Genomic DNA, 19,003 nt, shown 5'->3' on the forward strand with positions numbered 1-19,003 from the left:
AAAACAGGTTAATGCGATCTGATAATGCGGATACCTGCCGGAATTGAAAGAAAAACCAACGCCGGACCTGATCGGTCCGGCGTTGGTTGTATCAACTCCACAGCCTGTCGTGCGAGCGTTTTTCGTTCCAGTCGGGGGTGGGGGCGAAGAAGCTTTTGTCCTTCGGGTGAAGGTGTTTTTTCACTTCTTCCTCAACCAGTTCAATGCCAAGTCCCGGCGCTTCGAGCGGTACCGGGGCGTAACCTTTGTCGATCAGCTTGCGGCCGTCAGTCGTTTTTACCAGACTTTCCCACCAGGGCACGTCCACGGAATGGTGCTCCAAAGCCAGAAAATTTTGGGTTGCAGCTGCGCAATGTACATTTGCCATAAAGCTCACAGGCGTTCCGGCAAAATGCATTGCCATCGCAATTCCGTTGTCTTCGGCATAATCACCTATGCGTTTCGTTTCGAGCAGCCCGCCTGAGGATGCCAAATCGGGATGAACGATATCAACCGCCCGTTTGTCAATCAAAGCCTTGAAGCCTTCTTTGAGATAGATATCCTCACCAGTCAAAGTGGGCGTTTCCAGCGCATCCGAAATGGTTTTCCACTGGTCGGTGTACTCCCAGGGTACCATGTCTTCCAGCCACGCCAGGCGGTATTTATCCAATGCTTTGCCCAGGCGGATGCCGTTGTTTAGGTCAAAATGTCCATAGTGGTCGGTAGAAAGGGGTATCTCATAACCGACTACACTGCGCACATCTTCAACAACCTTTGACATTTCGTCCAAACCTTTGGGTGTGATCTGGATTGCAGTAAAGGGATGTTTTGTATTGGCATAAGAATGATAGTCGCCTGCCCACTGGGAAAAGCCGCCTCCCCAGAATTTGTTGTTAACTACACTATTCTCCTTGTTGCGCAGCATACCAATAGAAACGTCCATTTTGAGCCACGTGTAGCCCTGGTCCTGTGTGCGGAATTTGATCTTTTCCTTAAACTCATTCAGGTCATTCGACTCTGGCGTATCTGCATACAGCCGGACTTTATCCCGGTATCGACCGCCTAATAACTGCCAGCAGGGAACACCGTAGGCTTTTCCGCAAAGGTCCCAGAGCGCCATTTCAACGCCGCAAACTCCGCCGGCCTGACGGCCATGGTATCCGAATTGTTTAATCGATTTAAAGAGCTGCTCGACATTGCACGGATTTTGACCGAGCAAATGCGCTTTGAGAAACAAGGCATAGCGTTCGTCGGCGCCGTCGCGCACTTCTCCCAGCCCATAAATTCCCTGATTGGTGTCGATACGGATGATCGGCGTACGGCCGACATTCTGCACAATGCAATAGCGCAGGTCGGTTATTTTCAGCTCAGACGGTTTCGAAGCGCGGCTCACTTTCGAAGTAGCCTGTGCAATAGTATCCTCGGTCGACATAGACATGAAACCGCCCAGCGCGATCCCGCCCAGGGCCGTTTTTTTCAGGAAGCTCCGTCGGTTGTCGCTGGTATGCGGATGCTGCAATTCAACCGCCGCCCGAGCCTTTTCTGCGCTTTCGACTCTCTTATTTTCGGAAATGATATTTTTTAAAATGTCTTTCATTGCGATTATGATAGGTTTTAAAATATAGTTATTTGTTTGGCCAGTTGGCTATTGGCTTTTGGCTATTGGCTTTTGGCTGTTAGCTTTTGGCAGTTAGCTTTTGGGTTGTGGTTTTTAGGATTCACTTTATGGTTTATAATCATCTCTGTCTTTAAATTAACTGCTAGCAACAAAAAGCTAAAATCCAACAGCTAACAGCTAACAGCTAATAGCTAACAGCTAACAGCTAACAGCTAATAGCTAACAGCTAAAAGCCACCCCCTCAATAATTCCGCTCTTTCAAATAATCATCCAGCTCCTTCTTCGTCATCGGAAGCTTGCCGGGGTAGTTGTTGACCCAGTTCAGGAAATCCTTCTGGATCGCTTCCGACCATTTGGTGTCGATTTCTCCCGGGGTGTATTTGCCCTCTTTGAGTCGCAGATGCCCGAATTCATCCCGGAGAGCGGTTACTTCTGACGTGAGTACCAGCTCTTCGGCTAAATGTGCCGGGATAAAAATGGTACCGTACTTTTTGGCCAGAACCACGTCGCCGGGAAGTACGATTGCCCGGCCGATCCGGATGGGCGTATTGATATTGACGAGCATCATCTGCTGAATGTAGGAGGGATCCTGACCTTTCATCCAAGCATTGAAACCTTTGATCTCACTTAATCCCTCGACATCGCGAACTGATCCGTAGAAGACGACCCCGCGCTTCGATTTGGCGTAAATAGAATTGCCCAGGTTGTCGCCGATCAGCGTACCGTCAGCGACTTTACCATAACCGTCGGCGACATATACGTCACCTTCTTTCAGGACATCGATGGGCCAGGAGTTGGTGCCGCCGGTTTGTACCCGTCCTTCTTTCTTACCCGTTTCTTTCACCAGCTCCTGCAAGTCAGGTCTGGAAGGCACATATTGCGCGGTTACCACGCGTCCGGTCATGGTGCTGTCGGTGTGGATCAATTGCCAGTCGCCTTCGAACTGGTTGTGATATCCTTTGTTACGCAACACGCCCCAGGCTTCCTCCATAGAGATATTCTTCAAACGGGCGAGGACCGCGTCGGGCACTTTCGGGCGGCCGTCGGGCAACCGCTCGCCTTTCCACGCGGAGGTATACGCTTTGATCTGATCAGGAGTGGGGGAGATTGACTGCGCCTGGCAGGTCAGTGCCCAGCAGGCCAGCATTCCCGCCAGCATTGTTTTTTTAAGCATAAGAGGTCAGTTAAGGTATATTGATTTATTTATCCCAAAATACAGGCGTACCCAGCTCATCGGGGCCCATGCGGGCTATTGCTTCGAGGTAATTGGCCTCATTTACAGATCTTTCCCGAACGGGGTAAACCAGCCTTTTGATGAAATCTTTGACAGAGGGATCCTTGCCGGGATAATTATTGACAGGCAAAACAGGAAAGCCGCTCCTCCGAAAATTTGCCCAGGCTTCAGAACCGTTCAGGAAAGATGCGATCCAGTATTGATTATTGATTTGCTCTAATGCCTTGGCCGGGATGTAAGCATTAGCTGCGATGTAAGCGTCCTGGGCAGCTGAGGGAACCGTCGCTGAGACATCATAAGTGGCCATTTGTGACATATGTGCCTTAATTCCAGTCTCGTAGAGTGCTTTGACATCACCGGTAGCCCAGCCTCTTTGCACCGCTTCGGCGAGTAGCAGAGAGGTTTGCGCCCAGGTAATGAAAAATTCAGGCGCATCGATCTTGCCCAGCGTTTTGCGATTGATTTGCGAATATTTGAATGCAGAACCGATCTTCCCTGGGAAGCCCGGCGCATTCGCGATCGTAGATTCATTGTACCCGTAAGGCATTCCTTCCTGATTTGCAGGAGTGGTATCCTCTGCTCCGGCGGTTGCGATTGGGTTGCCGGGGGTTTCGTATTTCACAGCGATAACACGCAGGCGCGGATCATTTGTTGATTTTAGAAAACTTACAAATGCAGCTCCCAGATAGACATTTCCACGTTCGGTACCCTGGAAATAGTTGGCCAGCGGATGATTGAATGTGCTGTTGAATGCGATGAATGCATTGTCTGCATTTGAACTTTGCAAGCCTCCGTTTGCAGGGTCAACAGCCACAGCTACATATTGCTTTGCCTTAGCCGCATCAATTTTCGTGAAGCGCATCGCGGCACGCAGCAGGAGCGAGTTACCCAGCTTTTTCCACTGTGCGATATTGCCTTTGAAAAACAGGTCACCGCTTTCAATCGCCTTCGCTGCGTCCAGCCCTTTTGTCCCTTCCGACAATTCTTTCAGAATATCATCGTAAATAACCTTCTGGTCGTCGTATTTAGGAAGATTGATCTGCTCTAAAAATCCTTTTCCCGCTTCGAAATAAGGCACATCGCCGTAAGTATCCACCAAAACCATAAATACATAGGCTTTCCAGATCCGGGACATATTATATAGATTGGATCGCAATGGATTGTCTTTAGTCTGGGCGATTACAGTCGTCAGCAGGTTGACCGGTCCATTTTGTAAATACAATGAATTGAAATTCGCATTGGAATTGGGATCGGAAACCGCATTGTGATTACCCCCTTCCAGCACGCCGGTATAAGGTGTATTGATTTGCTGCACGATCTGCATCTGGTAATTCTGCGTAGCGATGGCAGAAGTGAATTGCGCATTGGAAAACAGGTAAACCGGATCAATGCTGGTAGCAAGAACAGGATTTTTATTAATCTCCTCAAAACCTTCATCACAAGAAACAGCCCCCGCCAAAACGGTGAATGCAGTCAGATATGTTAGTATTTTTTTCATGATTCAATGATTGAATGACCGAATGAATGAATGATTGAATGATCCGTCGTGGAATGATGAATGAGTGAATGAGTGAATGACTGAATGACTGAATTGCCGCAGTAGAAATGCTAATATTTCCTCCATTCCTCCTTTCCTCCATTCCTCCCTTTTCACAACTTAATATTCAAATTAACCCCATAGCTTCTGGTAGTCGGAAGCGTGTGGGTTTCTATTCCCTGTAAATTGTCCGATGCGGATACCTGTGCTTCCGGGTCGAGGTTATCGATGTACTTTTTGATCATCAGCACGTTATTGCACATGGCGGAAATGCTCAGGCCTTTGATGAAAGTTTTGTCTCGAAGGAATCTGGACAGGTCGTAACTGACTGAAAGCGTTCTCCATCTCACGAAGGCACCATTGTATACAAACGGGGTAGCAATATTTGTGCTTCGATATGCGGTATAAAACTGTTCAGCTTCCACACGCTGCGCATTAGGTGTTCCATCGGCGGTCACGCCTTCGAGCAATACCCCCCCCTCGCGGCCCACCAGCGAAGGCTTGGAAAGTCCCTCCCTCAGGAAGTTGAGGTTGGAGTTGGAAAGGATTTTGTGCCCTGCTTTGAAGTCGATCTGCGTTGTAACGCGAAAACCTTTTACATTGAAGTTATTAATCCAGGCGCCCACCCATTTAGGGATCGCACTGCCGAAAGTGGTCAGCGCACCTTGCTGCGGAAGCCCGCCGGAGGTCACAATGCGGCCTTGTGCGTCTCTTTTATAGTCAAATCCGCGCAGGGAAGCGAGGGGCTTATCGAGTTCATGCGAAACGATCCCGAAGAATTCGCCTGTTCCTACATCAAACCGGGGCTGGCGTGGCGGCCCTGGGGCGAGTTCGAGCACTTTGCTGATATTGTAACTTCCGTTGAATGTGGTTTCCCAGGTAAAGCCGTCGGTTCTGAACGGTACCAATGTCACGAGAAACTCGACTCCCTGGTTACGCAATTCCCCCACATTCACCTTGGTCTGGCTGAAACCTGAAGTGTTGGAAATATCGACGTTCAGGATTTCGTCGACCGTGTATTTTCGGTAAAGCGAAACGTCAATGTTTAGACGGCTGTCGAAGGTTTTCATTTCGAGACCAACCTCGGTTTCCTTCACTTTCAACGGACGCAGATTCGCGTTCGGGCTGACGGTTGAAGGAAGATTACCCAATGCGGTCCCATTGAACGGATTTGCATTGATACCGTAATACAGGTTGTTCGAATAAGGGTCCGTATCGCCGCCCACTTCTGCATAAGCCGCCCGTAACTTACCATAGTTCAACCACTCAGGCGTGTTGTTGAAAGCCTGGCTGAATACGAAACTTCCGCTCACGGAGGGGTAGAGGTAGCTGTTGGATTGTGGGTTTAAGGTAGAAAACCAATCATTCCTGCCGGTTACGTTTACGAAAAGAAAACCTTTATAAGAAAACTCGGCGGCTCCGTAAAGGGAATTGACCTTCTTTTTGCCATAAGTATAATTAGGGTTCTTAACCTGGCCGTTGGCAATGGTATACAAATCACGTACATAAAAGTTGGTTACAGCGGTCGACACATTGTCATTGATTTGCAGCATCTGGTTACCGCCAAGGGTAATATCAATGCCGAAATCCCCGAAGGTCCGGTTTGCACCGATAAGGAAGTCCATATTTCTTTCCCGGAAAGTTGCCACATCCTGGTAGTAGTATCCGTTAAAACCAGTCGCGACTGCTCCGATCGAGCGGGTACCCGTTGGGCGGTTGTAGTTATACGGGCGGGTGAAGTAATCCTGTCCGATGCGGCCCTGAATAAACAGCCAGTCGGTAAAATCGTAGCGCAGGGAGGTATTTCCAAAGATCCGGTCGCGCCGTACATTTTCGAAACGATCATTGGCAACCCAGTAGGGATTATTACGGTTTGTAAACCGCGCCAGCGGCATTTCGTTACCATTCGCGTCTTTGCGGTTTTTAAGCCAATCCGTATCGATGCTCGTCGCCAGCGTATAAATGGTCGTATTGGCATTCATGTCCTGAATGCCAATCTGGGGCGGATTTTTGTTGTATTCGTTTGAGTAATTGGCATTTACCTGCGCCGAAAGTCTTTTTGAGAATTTGTAATTCAGGCCAAGATTGAAGATCCTTTTATGGTAGTCCGAATTGGGCATGATCGCATTCGCGTCGGTATTCGCAAAAGATAACCGGAAGTTTCCCTTTTCATTTCCGCCTGAAAGCGCAATGGAATTGGTAAAACTGGTACCTGTCCGGTAAAATTTCTTAATGCGGTCTTTGTGAGGAGAATAGGGCTGCATGCTGCCGTCAAATTGCGGAGTAAGCGCACCGTCGAATTTTTCTCCAAAAGCAAAAACACCGGAGCTCTGTGCCTCTGCAACGCTCGTCTGCCTTTTTCCAAACTCTCCCTGGCCATATTCATACTGGAAATCGGTATAATCGAGTGCTTCCTGTGCCTGAAAATTCGAATTGATCTCGACGCCGATACCAGTGGTCTTGCTGCCGCTTTTAGTGGTAATAATGATCGCGCCGTCTTTCGCACGGAATCCATATAACGCTGCCGCTGCCGCTCCTTTCAAAACCGTCATCGATTCAATATCATCCTGGTTGATACTTTGCAAACCGTCACCTGCATCCGATGAACCACCGGTAGGGTTGCCCGTACCATTGCCGTTCGAGCCCCCGGCCGATACGCTGCTGTTGTTGATCGGAACGCCATTCACGATAATAAGCGGCGAATTATTTCCGCCAAATGACGATTGCCCACGGATGCGGATCTTGGTCGATCCTCCCGGCCCGCTGGCTGGCGGCGTCACGTTCAGGCCGGCTACTTTTCCCTGTAAACTGTTACCAAGGTTCGTCGTACGGTTCGTTGTAATTTCTTCTGTGTCAATGGTTGCGGTCGAATAGCCCAGTTTTTTCGCATCTCTTTTGATGCCTAATGCAGTCACCACCACCATTTCGAGGTTCCGCACATCGGGCTGCATGGTCACGTCGTATGCCGATTGGCTGCCAAGGGTAATTTCCTGCGGCGAATAACCGACATAGGAGAATATCAGTATACCGCCGGAGTCCGGCACATTGATTTCGAAATTTCCCTCGGTATTGGTTGCAGTACCGGTTTTAAGCCCCTTCACTACAATACTTACACCCGGAAGCGGCTGCCCTTTTTCATCGGAAACCTTGCCCGTAACCGTTCGGTCGATTGCCGAGGGAGCTGTTACTTCAATCAGGTGGCTGCCTGGTTCCGGGCTGTTTTTGATCAGCACGATCTGCTTACCCTCGATCTTATACGTGACATTAATCGGCCTGAAAAGTTCATTCAGTACGTCGCCAAGCGGCTTTTCGACTGCATTGATCGAAACGCGCCGCTGTGCCTTGATCAGTGAGGAATTATAGGTGAACCTGACCTGCGTGAGCTTATTCAGCCTGCTGAGCACTGTTTTCATGTCCTGGTTATTCACCTGGATCGTAATACGCTGGTTAAGAACATCCTGCGCGCCCACGTGAAAAGCAGACGATATGTTGGAGGAAGAAAGGGCAATAATTAACTGGAAGAGTGCTATTCTCGTGGCGATGTAAAGCAGCCGTGATTGGTATCGGTATTTTTTCATGCTCTTAATTGTTTGTTCTGTATGGAGAAAGATGGGACAGAATCCTCCTGCGTCGGGCTGACAAGGAGTGCAGGGCGGCGGCAGGGCGAACACTGCCGTTAATAATTTAGTACAACGATTTCTTCATAGGCAAAGCGAAGGTATTGGTTATGTAAAACTTCAGTGGTGAGGGAGGCTAAGTCTGTGTGTTGCTATTGTTCAGATACAACCTTCTGAGGTGATAATTACCTGGCCGTCAATCATTTCATATGTAGCTCCAATTGCCTGGCAAACCGCATTGATCCGCTGTTTCAGGTTTTCGTCGCCAAACTGTGCATTGATCCGGCATTGCGCAAGGATCCCGGCGTCGTAGCGGATCTGTATCCCGTATATCTTCTGCAAGTCGTGCAATACTTCTGAAACCGGCTTGTCATCAAATATCTGGTCTTTCCGTACGATCGATTCAACCAGGATTTCAGGACGTGAGACACTACCTCTTTCGAGCCGGTTTTCCTTTCTGATAAAAACTGCCTGTTCGTTGGGGCTGAGGACGATACCTGATTTCCGCTCAGCGGTTGCTTCCTCAGTATCCTCGTAATCTTTTTTTGGAAAAACCGAAACACGGCCTGTTTTCACAGCAACCAGCACTGTACTTTCTTCGTCAAAAGCCTTCACGCGAAAACTGGTACCCAGCACTTTGGTAACTGTTTCGTTCGTATATACCAGGAATGGCTGGTTCTCATTTTTGCTTACATCGAAAAATGCCTCGCCTTTCAGATACACGCGCCTCTCTTTTGAACCAAACTTTTTTGGATACCTGATAGAGCTTCCTTTCGATAATGTGGCTACGCTTTTGTCGCTCAGCAAAACGGTCATTTCAGGCAGATCATCATTGGTATGCACTACCATCTCAGACAGCCCAGCCTCTGGCAGATTGATGGTAAAGGCTTGTTTTTCAGTCTGTTTCACGTGATAGTAGCTTATTCCGAGGCCCGAAACCAGCAATATTGCGGCAGCTGCTTTCCAAATCGCCGGCAGATAGGAGCCCAGGCGGCGGTTATGTTTTCTTTCTTCCGCAATGCGCGTGATTTCTTCGATTTCATGGCGGAGCATTTCGTCCGTCAAATCGTCCTTGTAAAGGCTGTTAACAGAAAGTACCAGTTCCCTTGCCAGGCTTATTACGTGCAGTTTGTCTGGATTTTCGTCCGTCCACCGGTTCCAGAAGAACGATAGCTCAGGTGTAGGGTCAGTGACCCATCGCCGGAACATTTCGTCCGCGGCAAATTCTTCAACTGAATGCGACCGGTAGTTAATCATTGTGTAAATGCTGAAATCATGGTGACGCTTCCGAACTGGTACCTGTTTGAATAGGTATGTCAGGTTTTAGCGGGGCTATAACCAAAAAAATCAAAATAAATTTGAAATAGTGATAAAGCAGGTGCCGGGAATGTCAGAAACTGGTTGCGAAAAACCAGTATCCGAGCGCGAAGAGCCAGAAAAATTCGGCGGGCGTCCAGATCTCCTTGATTTCTTTTAATGTACGGTAAAGCAGGTTGGCGACGCTTTGTCGGCCGAGTCCCATTACATTGGAGATATCTTCGTGATCGAGATTTTGGTAAAATCGCAGGTAAATAATCTCCTGCTGCCTTTTCGAAAGAAGGGAAATGATTTGATTCAAGCGTCCCTGCTGGTGACGACTATGCTCGTCGGCAATCATGTGTACCTCAACAGAAGGATCGGATCCATCTTCGTCGAAGAAGAGCGATTCCGTTTGCTGGATGCGTTTCAGGCGAACGCTTTCCTTGATCAGCCTGTGTCTGAGCGCTTTAAGTAAATAGGATTTTACAAATGCAGTTTCACTCAGGAACGTCCTGCGTTCCCAAAGGTCCATGTAAAGTTCCTGAATAGCATCCCGGATAAAGTCCGGATCGGAGGAAAATTTGCACGCGTAGTTATAAAGTGCACGGTAATGGATCTGGGCGAGCTTTCCCATAGCATCTGCGTCACCCGCCTTGAATCTTTGCCAGAGACGGACGCTTACATCGCAGGGGTAATATTTGCTTTCTTCTACGCTCAAATCTCAAATAGTAATATCGGGTTTGTTTAATTTATTCGAAGAATTATGCTACTGAAAGCAGGCTTAACTTTTAATCTCCTTGCGTCGAAAGCCCAATTTGTTTATTTAAAGAAAGAAGGAAGTTACTTCCGCAGAATAGGGTTGGTTGACCCCATCCTGAGGAAGATTTTAGATATTATTTAACCACTTTCATTTTCCCCTGCATCATGGTGTAGTGGCCGGGGAATGTGCAAACGTACTGGTAAGTACCAGCTTGCTTTGGGGCAGTAAAATAGATCGACTCAGATTTTTCAGGCTCTACAATGTTACTGTGAAAAAGTACATCGTTCGTTTTCGGGACATAATTCATTTCTGAACCTTTTAAACCCAAATTCAAGCCAGCTTCGCCCACTGCGTTGGCTGTACCTGGCTTGGTAATCACCAGATTATGAAGCATATCGTCATTGTTGTTGAAGACGATCCTTACACGTGAACCAGCTTTCACCTGAATTTCTGAAATATCGAATTTAAGGCCCGGGACAGTGCCGATTGTGATCGTCTGATCGGGGCCTTTCGTCCAGCTGGCAGGCATCTCGGTCACTCTTTTTGCGGAAGCCGCCGTATTCGAAGCGCTGGTTTCAGCAGGCATGGTGTGGGCGCTATGATCAATTTCGGCAGCTTTTACGGTTGTTGTAAACTGCGCGCTGCTGACCGGATTGCCGGCTGCGATTTCATTGAGCGTGTAGTAAGCAGTTGCATGTAACAATGCATTGCCGTCTGTTCCTTTTACGCCATCGGCCTTAATCTCATGAATATATCCTTTTCGAAGTGAAGCCGGATCAACAACCAGCCTCACGCGCATGCCGTCCTCTGAAACGACGATCCCTTTTAGTGGTACCTCCTCCGTATTAATGATCGGGCTGCCATATGTAGAGTGGTATTTGTAAGTAAAACTATTCAGTTTGTAAGCATCCTGGGCGGCGGCGGCAGCCTTGTCAATCGGAGTGGTGAATGTGATCTCAAATCCATCGGGCATGGAACGGACGGTTTTCATTTCAAAAGGCATTTTACCTGTCCATACCAGTCGTTGAATTCCAAATTCCGACTTGCCGGTAGCCGACCAGCCCCGGCTCGTCTGACCAACGAACATCGATCCGTCGAGGCCCCATTCCAGTCGTAAAATTCCCGACATAAATCCTTCGCGGAAAGGAAAAACGGTTCCCTGCCACACGCCGTTTACCTTTTCAAGATCAACGCGTGTAATGATGCTGTGGCCTTGATCGCCTACAAACATTTGACCGGCGAAGGGACCAAATGCGCCATTGGTTATGTCTTCCTTAAAATCGGAAGTAGAAATACCTACCAGCGTATGCGGGAACCATACCGCGGGTGGCTTGATGCCCGGGACTTTTTTGGCCACATCATAAAGCGGTTCTCCGGTGTTAGGTACTTCGCTTGCTGTGATCTTCACCGGTGAGCCTTCTTCTTTGCTCCATTTCAAGCCTGCTGGATTACCTGCGAAGTCGCCTTTCTCAAGGTGTGTCATTCTGCCTGAGGCTACCCAGTCGCCCTGGTTTTCAGTATAAAAAATATCGCCTTTATAAGAACCGAATCCGGATGGGGAGCGCAAGCCGGTCGCATAGGGCGTAAGTTTTCCGTCTTCGCCCAATTTCAGCATCCAGCCTCTCCATTTGGATCCACTCGCGCCGCGGCCCACCCAGTCAAGGTTCAGGGTTACAAGCAGTTCACCATTCGGCATCGCCACAGGTCCGTAAGAATATTGGTGGTAATTTCCGGACAATGGCCATTTTGCGAATGAATCGTACACGTCGGCCACGCCGTCATTATTTGTATCGGCCAGGCGCGTCACTTCTCCGCGCTGGGATATCAGAAAATCTTTGCCCCGGTACAAAAGTCCAAGCGGCTCATGCAGCCCCGACGCAAATTTCTGAAATGAAGGTTTCCCGTCGCCTTTCAGATAAGGATTTCCGATCATCCACACTTCCCCCCGACGCGTTGAAGTAGCGAGCCGGCCGTCGGGCAGGACCTGCATTCCGCCTATTTCCATTTTAATATCCTCAGGAATCGGTATGGTAATAATGCGGTAAAAATCGTCTTCCTTGTTTGGCTTGGATTGCGAATAGGCATTCAGGCAGCCGAAGGAAATAAGCGTTGTTAAGAGTATATTTTTCATTTAAAAAAGAATGCGAGTGGAGTGATTTTACCAAAACATGGAGTAGCCGGTGGTGCCTGAGATCGGGAGAACCAGTTCCTGAACCCCGCCGGCTGGCCGGATCAGAGGCTTTACCTTCTTGTCTGTCTGTACATAAAACTGATCATCGATCTGGTAAAGCCCTTTCTCAATTTCCACGACCTTTTTGCCGCTTGCCAGTAATGCATACAGAGGTTTTTCGGAATTTCCCTGAACCTGGAAAGTACGTGACAATGTATTTCCATTAGATACCAGCTCGTCGGTTACAGTAGCTGTCCCCAGCGCATAGCGGAAAACCGGGTAACCTTGCGGATTGATATTATACCCGAGAAAGTTGATATTGGCTGAGTCGGGCCAGGCAGTATTGCTGTTTTCTAACGCCGCCAGGCTGCTTCTGCCTGAGACGTGTACTTTCAGGCCTGCGGGAAACAATAATTGCGGCTCGCCGCGTTCATACCACATTTCGGTAACGTCGGCAAACTTGCCTTTCCATGCCTGGAGTAATGCACCTCGGTTGAGATCCACTGTGTAATTCCAGCCATCCGGGCTTCCAACCGAAATACAGTGGGTCCGTTTTGATTTTTCACCATCTAGTAAAATAAAAGAACGCACCATTTCCGGACGCATGTTAGGATTTACACTAATGTAAGGCTTGGGCTCAGGCTCCGGAAGCGATGAAAGGGTATGCAGATCGTACGGACGAATGCCTGCTTTTTCGACTCTCAGGCCCAGTGCAGGCTGTCTCCACGGAAAACGGGAGTAGTGGATTTTGAACTTATGTTTCCCCTGGGTTAAGTTGGCCAAACCCTGGTGCGTTTCCTGTGAAGTGCTTTCGCCTGTGGCAAGTACGCTTTTCCCATCAATATCCAATGTAAGTAGCGGGCCCGAGTAAATCGTTGTAAAAATGTAGTCGCCGGCTTCGCTCACTTCCATTTCCCCTTCGTAAACCAGATGAAATTGCCGCATCCCGTTGGTTACTTCCTGGGTCAATGCCGCGGAGGAGCCTTCGTGATCGAGTTTGCTATATTCCTTACTGTCCCACTGGTCGGAATATACTTTGTAATTAAGCCCTGCTAATGTCAATGGTTTACGACTGGCGAGGAGCTGGTACCCGATATTTCTGAATGCAATAGTCCCTTTTGCCACTTCCAGCGCAAGCGGATGGCCTTCGGCAACCGGTTTGGAGCCAGGCAGGTAGATGGTTTCCAGAACTCGAACGCCGTTGAGCGACAAAGTATTCAGGCGGGCGGAGTTTGGTAGATTGTCGACAGATGCATCATAGGCCAGTTCGATCGTTTGCCACAAGCCCGGTGCCTTGGCCGCATTTTGAGTAGGGAATTGGCCCGCATAGCCGGAAGTAAGAGCACTCTCACCTTTAAGTTTGCTGCTGTCGGAAATTCGCACTTTCTGACCACCTGGCAATACAAGAAACCCTTCTGCGCCAGGAGAAAGAATGAACTCTGCATAAAAGCGCAGGTCGCTGGCTTTTAGCTTGGTTGTAATGACCGCGCCGGGGTTGCCGATCAGTATGCCTTCGCCTGACTGGGTTTTGACTTTACCGGTTCCCGATGGATGGATTGTGATATTTCCCTGGATGGTCCAGTTTGGCGAACTGGTTTCAAATGAGGTAAGATCTTTAAGGGGCAGGGGTGAGTAATTTCCTTTACCCGATTGCCCCCAGACTACCGCCGGGCAAGCGAGCAAAAAAAGGGAGACTTTCCGGAAAAAATAATGCATCGGCTTTATTAAGTGTATTGTTTACAATTAAAAAGCGAAGTTCGCAAATTTTTCTTCTAAAAGCTCTCATTAATTGTAATTAATTTTCAATTAAATAGCATATTCCTTAGAGATAAAAAAAGCCACATATAGTGGCTTTTGGTGTGAAACTGGATCTGTTCAATTTGATGACGATTTGATGCAAATGCAGTCGGATTTACAGGATGCATAGTAACCGGTTGTGCAGGATACGCTGCAGCAAGTGTTTGAGCATGAAACTGCACCAGGCCCACCCGAGGTCGCACATGTTGGAACCAGATCAGCACCACCTTTTTTATTGTCGTGGTTACCGTACACTGCAATTCCAACCGATTCTACTGCATTTGAGGATAGATAGTTTTCGGGTAGCTTAGCCTTCATTTCATTAAAGATGTCATTCCTCACCACAAATTCGGTCTTTTTGCCAGAAACGGGATCGTTTATAATGAGCGCAGAGCGTAAAAACAAAACCTCATATTTTCCTGATTTCAGAACGGGAGCATCCGTGCCGCCGGCGAAATAGAGCCTGATTTCATACGGATTGATACTTGAATCGTGAAGCTTGATGATAAGCTGCTTTTGATCGCCGCCAGGCGCGTTAATAACATCCACTTTGCCAACCTTGCTATAAAAACCTTGATTTTGAGTTGCCAAATTTGGCGCATCTTGTAAGAAGACTTGTTTGGATACGTTACCGTCGGACTTTTCGCAGGAAAAGAAGCACACTACCGCCGCAATAAAACACAGTGTGACAAAAAGAAAAGTTTTTTTCATGACTTCTGTTTGTTTAAAGTTCTTTGCAAAGCTATATCAATGTTAACAGCTTGTAAATCCCTCCTTTAGGGGGATTTTTCATTTGATTCGGCTAACTTCTTGATGTACATAATCGCAAAAACTGATAGTGACGTGAGGGTATCACCACTTCTCTGTGCTTTGACACGAATGTTTTTCCGATGACTTTTAATCGTCTCAGTTGTTCTGCACAGCTGCTGCGCGATCGCTTCTGTGCCGTATCCTTCGGCGATCAGGTTTAAAACTTCGAGCTCTCTCTTTGTAAACATAATGTTGATGAATTTGCCCGACGAATACTAGTGAAAATAAATTCATTTAGGGGGGGGGTGTTTTTTAACCGGCTAGTATGAATTATTCTGTTGAAAATCAGATCATTTGGGAGGCTTGTGCCAACAAAATAAGCGGAACCTAATTCCTGCCTGGAAAATCTTACAAATGTTTAATGAGATTTAAATTTATATCGAGGAAGTGTGCAACCCCGGCTGACCGGCAGCTTGGGATAGTGTATTAGCGTACCTAGCAGAAAAGTAATATGCGCGGCCCGCTCCCGATTCTTCATTGAGACAACTTCGGCTCCAATTATTTTAGTTCTTTATACAGAAAATAGCAATCTGAATGCAACTTCTTGTAAGGTGCTTGATTAGAAGAACATGTGAGCTGAGGTAGGCGCATTTTCTTTTAAAAAAAATTCTTAAATTTAATGCAATCCCCCCTTCATCAGGCAACAATGATAATGTGCCGAAAGTCGAAGAGCGGTTACTCTCCTAACTGTTTATTGTTCAATACAGATTTTTTCTATCTCAGTCTTTCAATATCTCTGAGCCACATTGGCGATGGTTGATTTGTTCATAGTAAGTTAATAAATACTTAACACATATCGGTTTCCAATCCCGCATGTTTGTATTTTGAAATAACGGTCTCAGTGCCAAGGTCTTTTCTTAATAATAACAATTAAAACGTTTCTGCACATGATTGAACATTTCTACTTTCTCTTGCGGCCTGGTTTCTTGGGACGAAGCAGGCAAGCCATTCTCCTCACCGCTTTTCTCCTGTTTTCGCAGGCAGTTGTTGCACAGACGGATGTGACCGGAAAGGTGACTTCGAAGGAGGACAACGTCCCGATTCCGGGCGTCAGCATTGTGCTGAAAGGAACAACGATAGGTACCATTACCGATGCTGAGGGAAATTACAAAATAGACGTGCGGGGCAATGCTCCGGTGTTGACTTTCTCATTCCTGGGGTTTGCTTCTCAGGAAGTTAGTGTAAATGGGCGCAGCAGTGTGGATGTTGTGATGTCTACCGACCTGCGCCAGCTAAACGAGGTTGTGGTTACTGCCCTTGGTATTAAAAAGGACATCAGAAGGATCGGTGTAGCGATTCAGACTGTCGAAGGCGCATCGATCGTCAAGGCGCGGGAGCCTAATGCAATCAATGCACTGGCCGGTAAAGTAGCTGGCCTTACAGTTGGGATACAGCCCGAATTGCTACGCAAACCGAACATCCAGCTCAGAGGTAATTCAGATATTCTGTTTGTTGTGGACGGTGTACCTGTCAATTCCGATACCTGGAATGTCAGCCCGGACGATATCGACACTTATTCCGTATTAAAAGGAGCATCTGCTTCCGCACTGTATGGTTTTCGCGGGAAAAATGGTGCGATCCTGATCACCACCAAACGTGGTTCAAAGGATAAAAGAGGGTTTTCGGTCGATTTCAATTCGTCTACAATGGTCGACAACAGTTTTTACGCAATCCCGAAAGTGCAGGATCTGTACGGCCCGGGTGATCACGGACGCTATGCATTTGGAGACGGAAAAGGAGGGGGTTTGAATGACGGCGACTATGATGGGGGCTGGGGACCGAAGTTTGAAGGCCAGCTTATTCCCCAGTACGACAGCCCCGTGGATCCCGTGACGGGCAAGCGGCAGGGAACTCCGTGGGTAGCGCGAGGCAAGGATAACCTGTCGAGATTTTTGCGACCGGGTTTGCTTTCAACCAATAATGTATCTGTGTCGGCGTCGGGAGAGAAATACAACATCCGGTTTTCGACTTCCCACACGCATCAAAAAGGAATTGTTCCGAATACCAAGTTGAATATCACAAATTTTAATATGGTGGCGGATTATAATTTCTCGAAAAAGCTGAAATTCAATTCATCCCTGCAATACAACCGTCAGTATACGCCGAATATCCCTGATATCAACTACGGGCCTAACTCGATCATTTACAATATTGTATTATGGGCCGGAGCTGACTGGGATGTGGATGAAATGCGCAATTACTGGCAGCCGGGTAAGGAAGGTTTGCAACAGATCTATGCCGAGTACCAGCGTTATAATAATCCCTATTTCATGAGCTACGAGTGGCTCAGAGGTCACCAGAAGTCTGATATTATCGGTCAGGCGGCGATGACTTACCAGTTTACCGACTTCCTGGAAGCCACATTACGGTCACAGATCACGACTTGGAGTTTGTTCAGAAATGAAAAAATGCCTTATTCAGCTGGTTCATATGGCCGAGACGAGCGCAGGGGAGATTATCGTGAAGACCGCCGAAATTTGTTTGAAAACAATACGGATATTCTAGTGAAGTTTGATAAGGATATTGTTCCTGGTTTGAATGCGAAGATATGGCTTGGAGGAAATATCCGTAGTTTCGAATATAATTCTTCTTACGGCTCAACGAATTATCTTAACGTACCGGGCCTGTATAATTTCAGCAACTCAGCTAATCCGGTGAAAATTCAGAACTTCAATTCTGCGATGCGTGTTGCGTCAGCCTATTATTCTGCCGATTTTACATTTAAAGACTATTTTACACTCTCAGCGACGGGAAGGGTGGACAAATTGTCAACCTTGCCTTCGGGAAGCAATTCTTTCTTTTATCCGTCAATTGCTTTATCTACTGTTATTTCTGACTATGTTCAGCTGCCTGAGCTAATTTCATTCCTAAAAATTCGCGGATCTTATGCCAATGTGAAAGACGGTTTGACTGCGTCAACGATCGGTACGACGTCAAGTAATACAAACCCGCTGGAATATGGTGATCAGTACAGGTCTCCATATGATGGCCCTTCTTACCAGAATGCAGCGGTATATTCAACACCGTTTGCATACAACAATACGCCTGCAGCTTATTTCACCAATCAGCTTGATAATCCTGGTTTAGTACCAAATACATCCTCACAAACGGAAGCTGGTCTGGATGTACGTGTGATGGAAAACAGGCTCGGACTTGACGTAACTTATTTCGTTTCAAACGACGGCCCGAGGATCTTCGCGCTGCCGGTGTCGACTACAACGGGTTACAGCTCGGCACTTGTGAACGGTATCAAAACCAAAAAAACGGGGTGGGAGGCCTCTCTTAGCGGTTCGCCAATCCGTAGCGAAAATGGGTTCAATTGGGATATAGTAGCCAACTACTCCACTTTCAAAGAGGTATTGACCGAAATTTATCCTGGCCAGGACGCATTGAACACCTTCTTCCGTGTGGGCGACAGGATGGACAAATATTATGGTCGCGCATTTGCAAAAACAACTGACGGGCAGATCATTAACGACGATTCGGGGAGGCCAATTTATTCGCCTGTGAACCAGTTCCTGGGGTATGTTAATCCAAAATTCGTATTGGGTATCAACAACAAATTCAATTATAAGAATATCAATTTCAGCTTCCAGTTCGATGGTCGTTTCGGTGGGGTGATCTCTAACTATATTCAGAAGCAAACTTTCCGTGGTGGTCGCCATATTGAGCTGATCCAGGGGCAGTTAGGAGCTTCCAGAGAAACGGATTACCAGGCATTCAAGAACAATACCGAAAACAAAACGTATGTGGGGGAAGGTGTGCAGGTGGCGAATGGAGCTGCGCTTAATTTTGATGCAGACGGGAAGATCACCAATCTCGCGGAACTAAACTTCAAGCCTAATGCAACTGCGCAAAACGTGCAGGATTGGGTAAGCCGCTATTATAACAGCGACGAGGGTAATTTGATGAGCCGGTCTTTCGGAATGCTGCGCGAGGTGGTTTTGGGCTATACGCTTCCACAAAGCTGGCTGACAAAAAGCAAATTTATCCACAATGCATCGGTGTCTTTGGTAGGAAGAAACCTGTTGTATTTCGCGGAGAAGAAAGATCTGGACCTGAACCAGTTCGTATCGGGCGGCAGCTCTGATCTGCAAACGCCTTCTGTGCGTCGCTACGGGGTTAATGTAAGCCTCACATTCTAGTCTCTGGTTTTAATCTGTCATTTGAAAATATTGGTAA

11 protein-coding genes are annotated in these 19,003 nt (G+C 47.5%); 1 reads left to right on the forward strand and 10 read right to left on the reverse strand.

Translation table 11 applies throughout. The features are described from left to right. Positions 1-91 precede the first annotated feature (91 nt). The 10 genes from FXO21_RS24910 to FXO21_RS24955 form a co-directional block, all read right to left on the reverse strand. On the reverse strand, positions 92-1,576 hold the full coding sequence (locus tag FXO21_RS24910; protein ID WP_149642629.1) for a mandelate racemase/muconate lactonizing enzyme family protein: 1,485 nt from the start codon (positions 1,574-1,576) through the stop codon (positions 92-94). A gap of 262 nt (positions 1,577-1,838) precedes the next feature. Further along, entirely contained in the window at positions 1,839-2,771 is a 933-nt protein-coding gene (locus FXO21_RS24915; RefSeq protein ID WP_149642630.1) for an RraA family protein, read from the reverse strand. Positions 2,772-2,796: 25 nt separating this feature from the next. Further along, the gene (locus tag FXO21_RS24920) at positions 2,797-4,329 is read right to left on the reverse strand and encodes a SusD/RagB family nutrient-binding outer membrane lipoprotein (protein WP_149642631.1); all 1,533 of its coding nucleotides are present in this window, start codon (positions 4,327-4,329) and stop codon (positions 2,797-2,799) included. A gap of 152 nt (positions 4,330-4,481) precedes the next feature. Continuing rightward, positions 4,482-7,946, reverse strand: a complete 3,465-nt coding sequence (locus FXO21_RS24925; protein ID WP_225865850.1) for a SusC/RagA family TonB-linked outer membrane protein — start codon at positions 7,944-7,946, stop codon at positions 4,482-4,484. Between the two features lie 198 nt (positions 7,947-8,144). Then, positions 8,145-9,242, reverse strand: coding sequence for a FecR family protein (locus tag FXO21_RS24930; protein WP_149642632.1), 1,098 nt, complete (start codon positions 9,240-9,242; stop codon positions 8,145-8,147). Between the two features lie 133 nt (positions 9,243-9,375). Beyond that, entirely contained in the window at positions 9,376-10,002 is a 627-nt protein-coding gene (locus FXO21_RS24935) for an RNA polymerase sigma factor (protein ID WP_225865851.1), read from the reverse strand. Positions 10,003-10,177: 175 nt separating this feature from the next. Next, positions 10,178-12,175, reverse strand: a complete 1,998-nt coding sequence (locus tag FXO21_RS24940; RefSeq protein ID WP_149642633.1) for a plastocyanin/azurin family copper-binding protein — start codon at positions 12,173-12,175, stop codon at positions 10,178-10,180. A gap of 27 nt (positions 12,176-12,202) precedes the next feature. Then, positions 12,203-13,930: a family 16 glycoside hydrolase gene (locus FXO21_RS24945; protein ID WP_149642634.1), complete on the reverse strand. Its 1,728-nt coding sequence runs from the start codon at positions 13,928-13,930 to the stop codon at positions 12,203-12,205. 159 nt (positions 13,931-14,089) lie between these two features. Continuing rightward, positions 14,090-14,722, reverse strand: a complete 633-nt coding sequence (locus tag FXO21_RS24950) for a hypothetical protein (protein ID WP_149642635.1) — start codon at positions 14,720-14,722, stop codon at positions 14,090-14,092. A gap of 65 nt (positions 14,723-14,787) precedes the next feature. After that, a complete protein-coding gene (locus tag FXO21_RS24955; protein WP_149642636.1) occupies positions 14,788-15,009 on the reverse strand; it encodes a response regulator transcription factor in 222 nt (73 codons plus the stop codon). 699 nt (positions 15,010-15,708) lie between these two features. On the opposite strand from FXO21_RS24955, the gene FXO21_RS24960 reads away from it, so the two are divergent. After that, complete coding sequence (locus tag FXO21_RS24960) at positions 15,709-18,966, forward strand: SusC/RagA family TonB-linked outer membrane protein (protein ID WP_149642637.1); 3,258 nt, start codon at positions 15,709-15,711, stop codon at positions 18,964-18,966. Positions 18,967-19,003 lie beyond the last annotated feature (37 nt).

The sequence above is a fragment of the Dyadobacter sp. UC 10 genome, from assembly GCF_008369915.1.
Lineage (GTDB): Bacteria > Bacteroidota > Bacteroidia > Cytophagales > Spirosomataceae > Dyadobacter.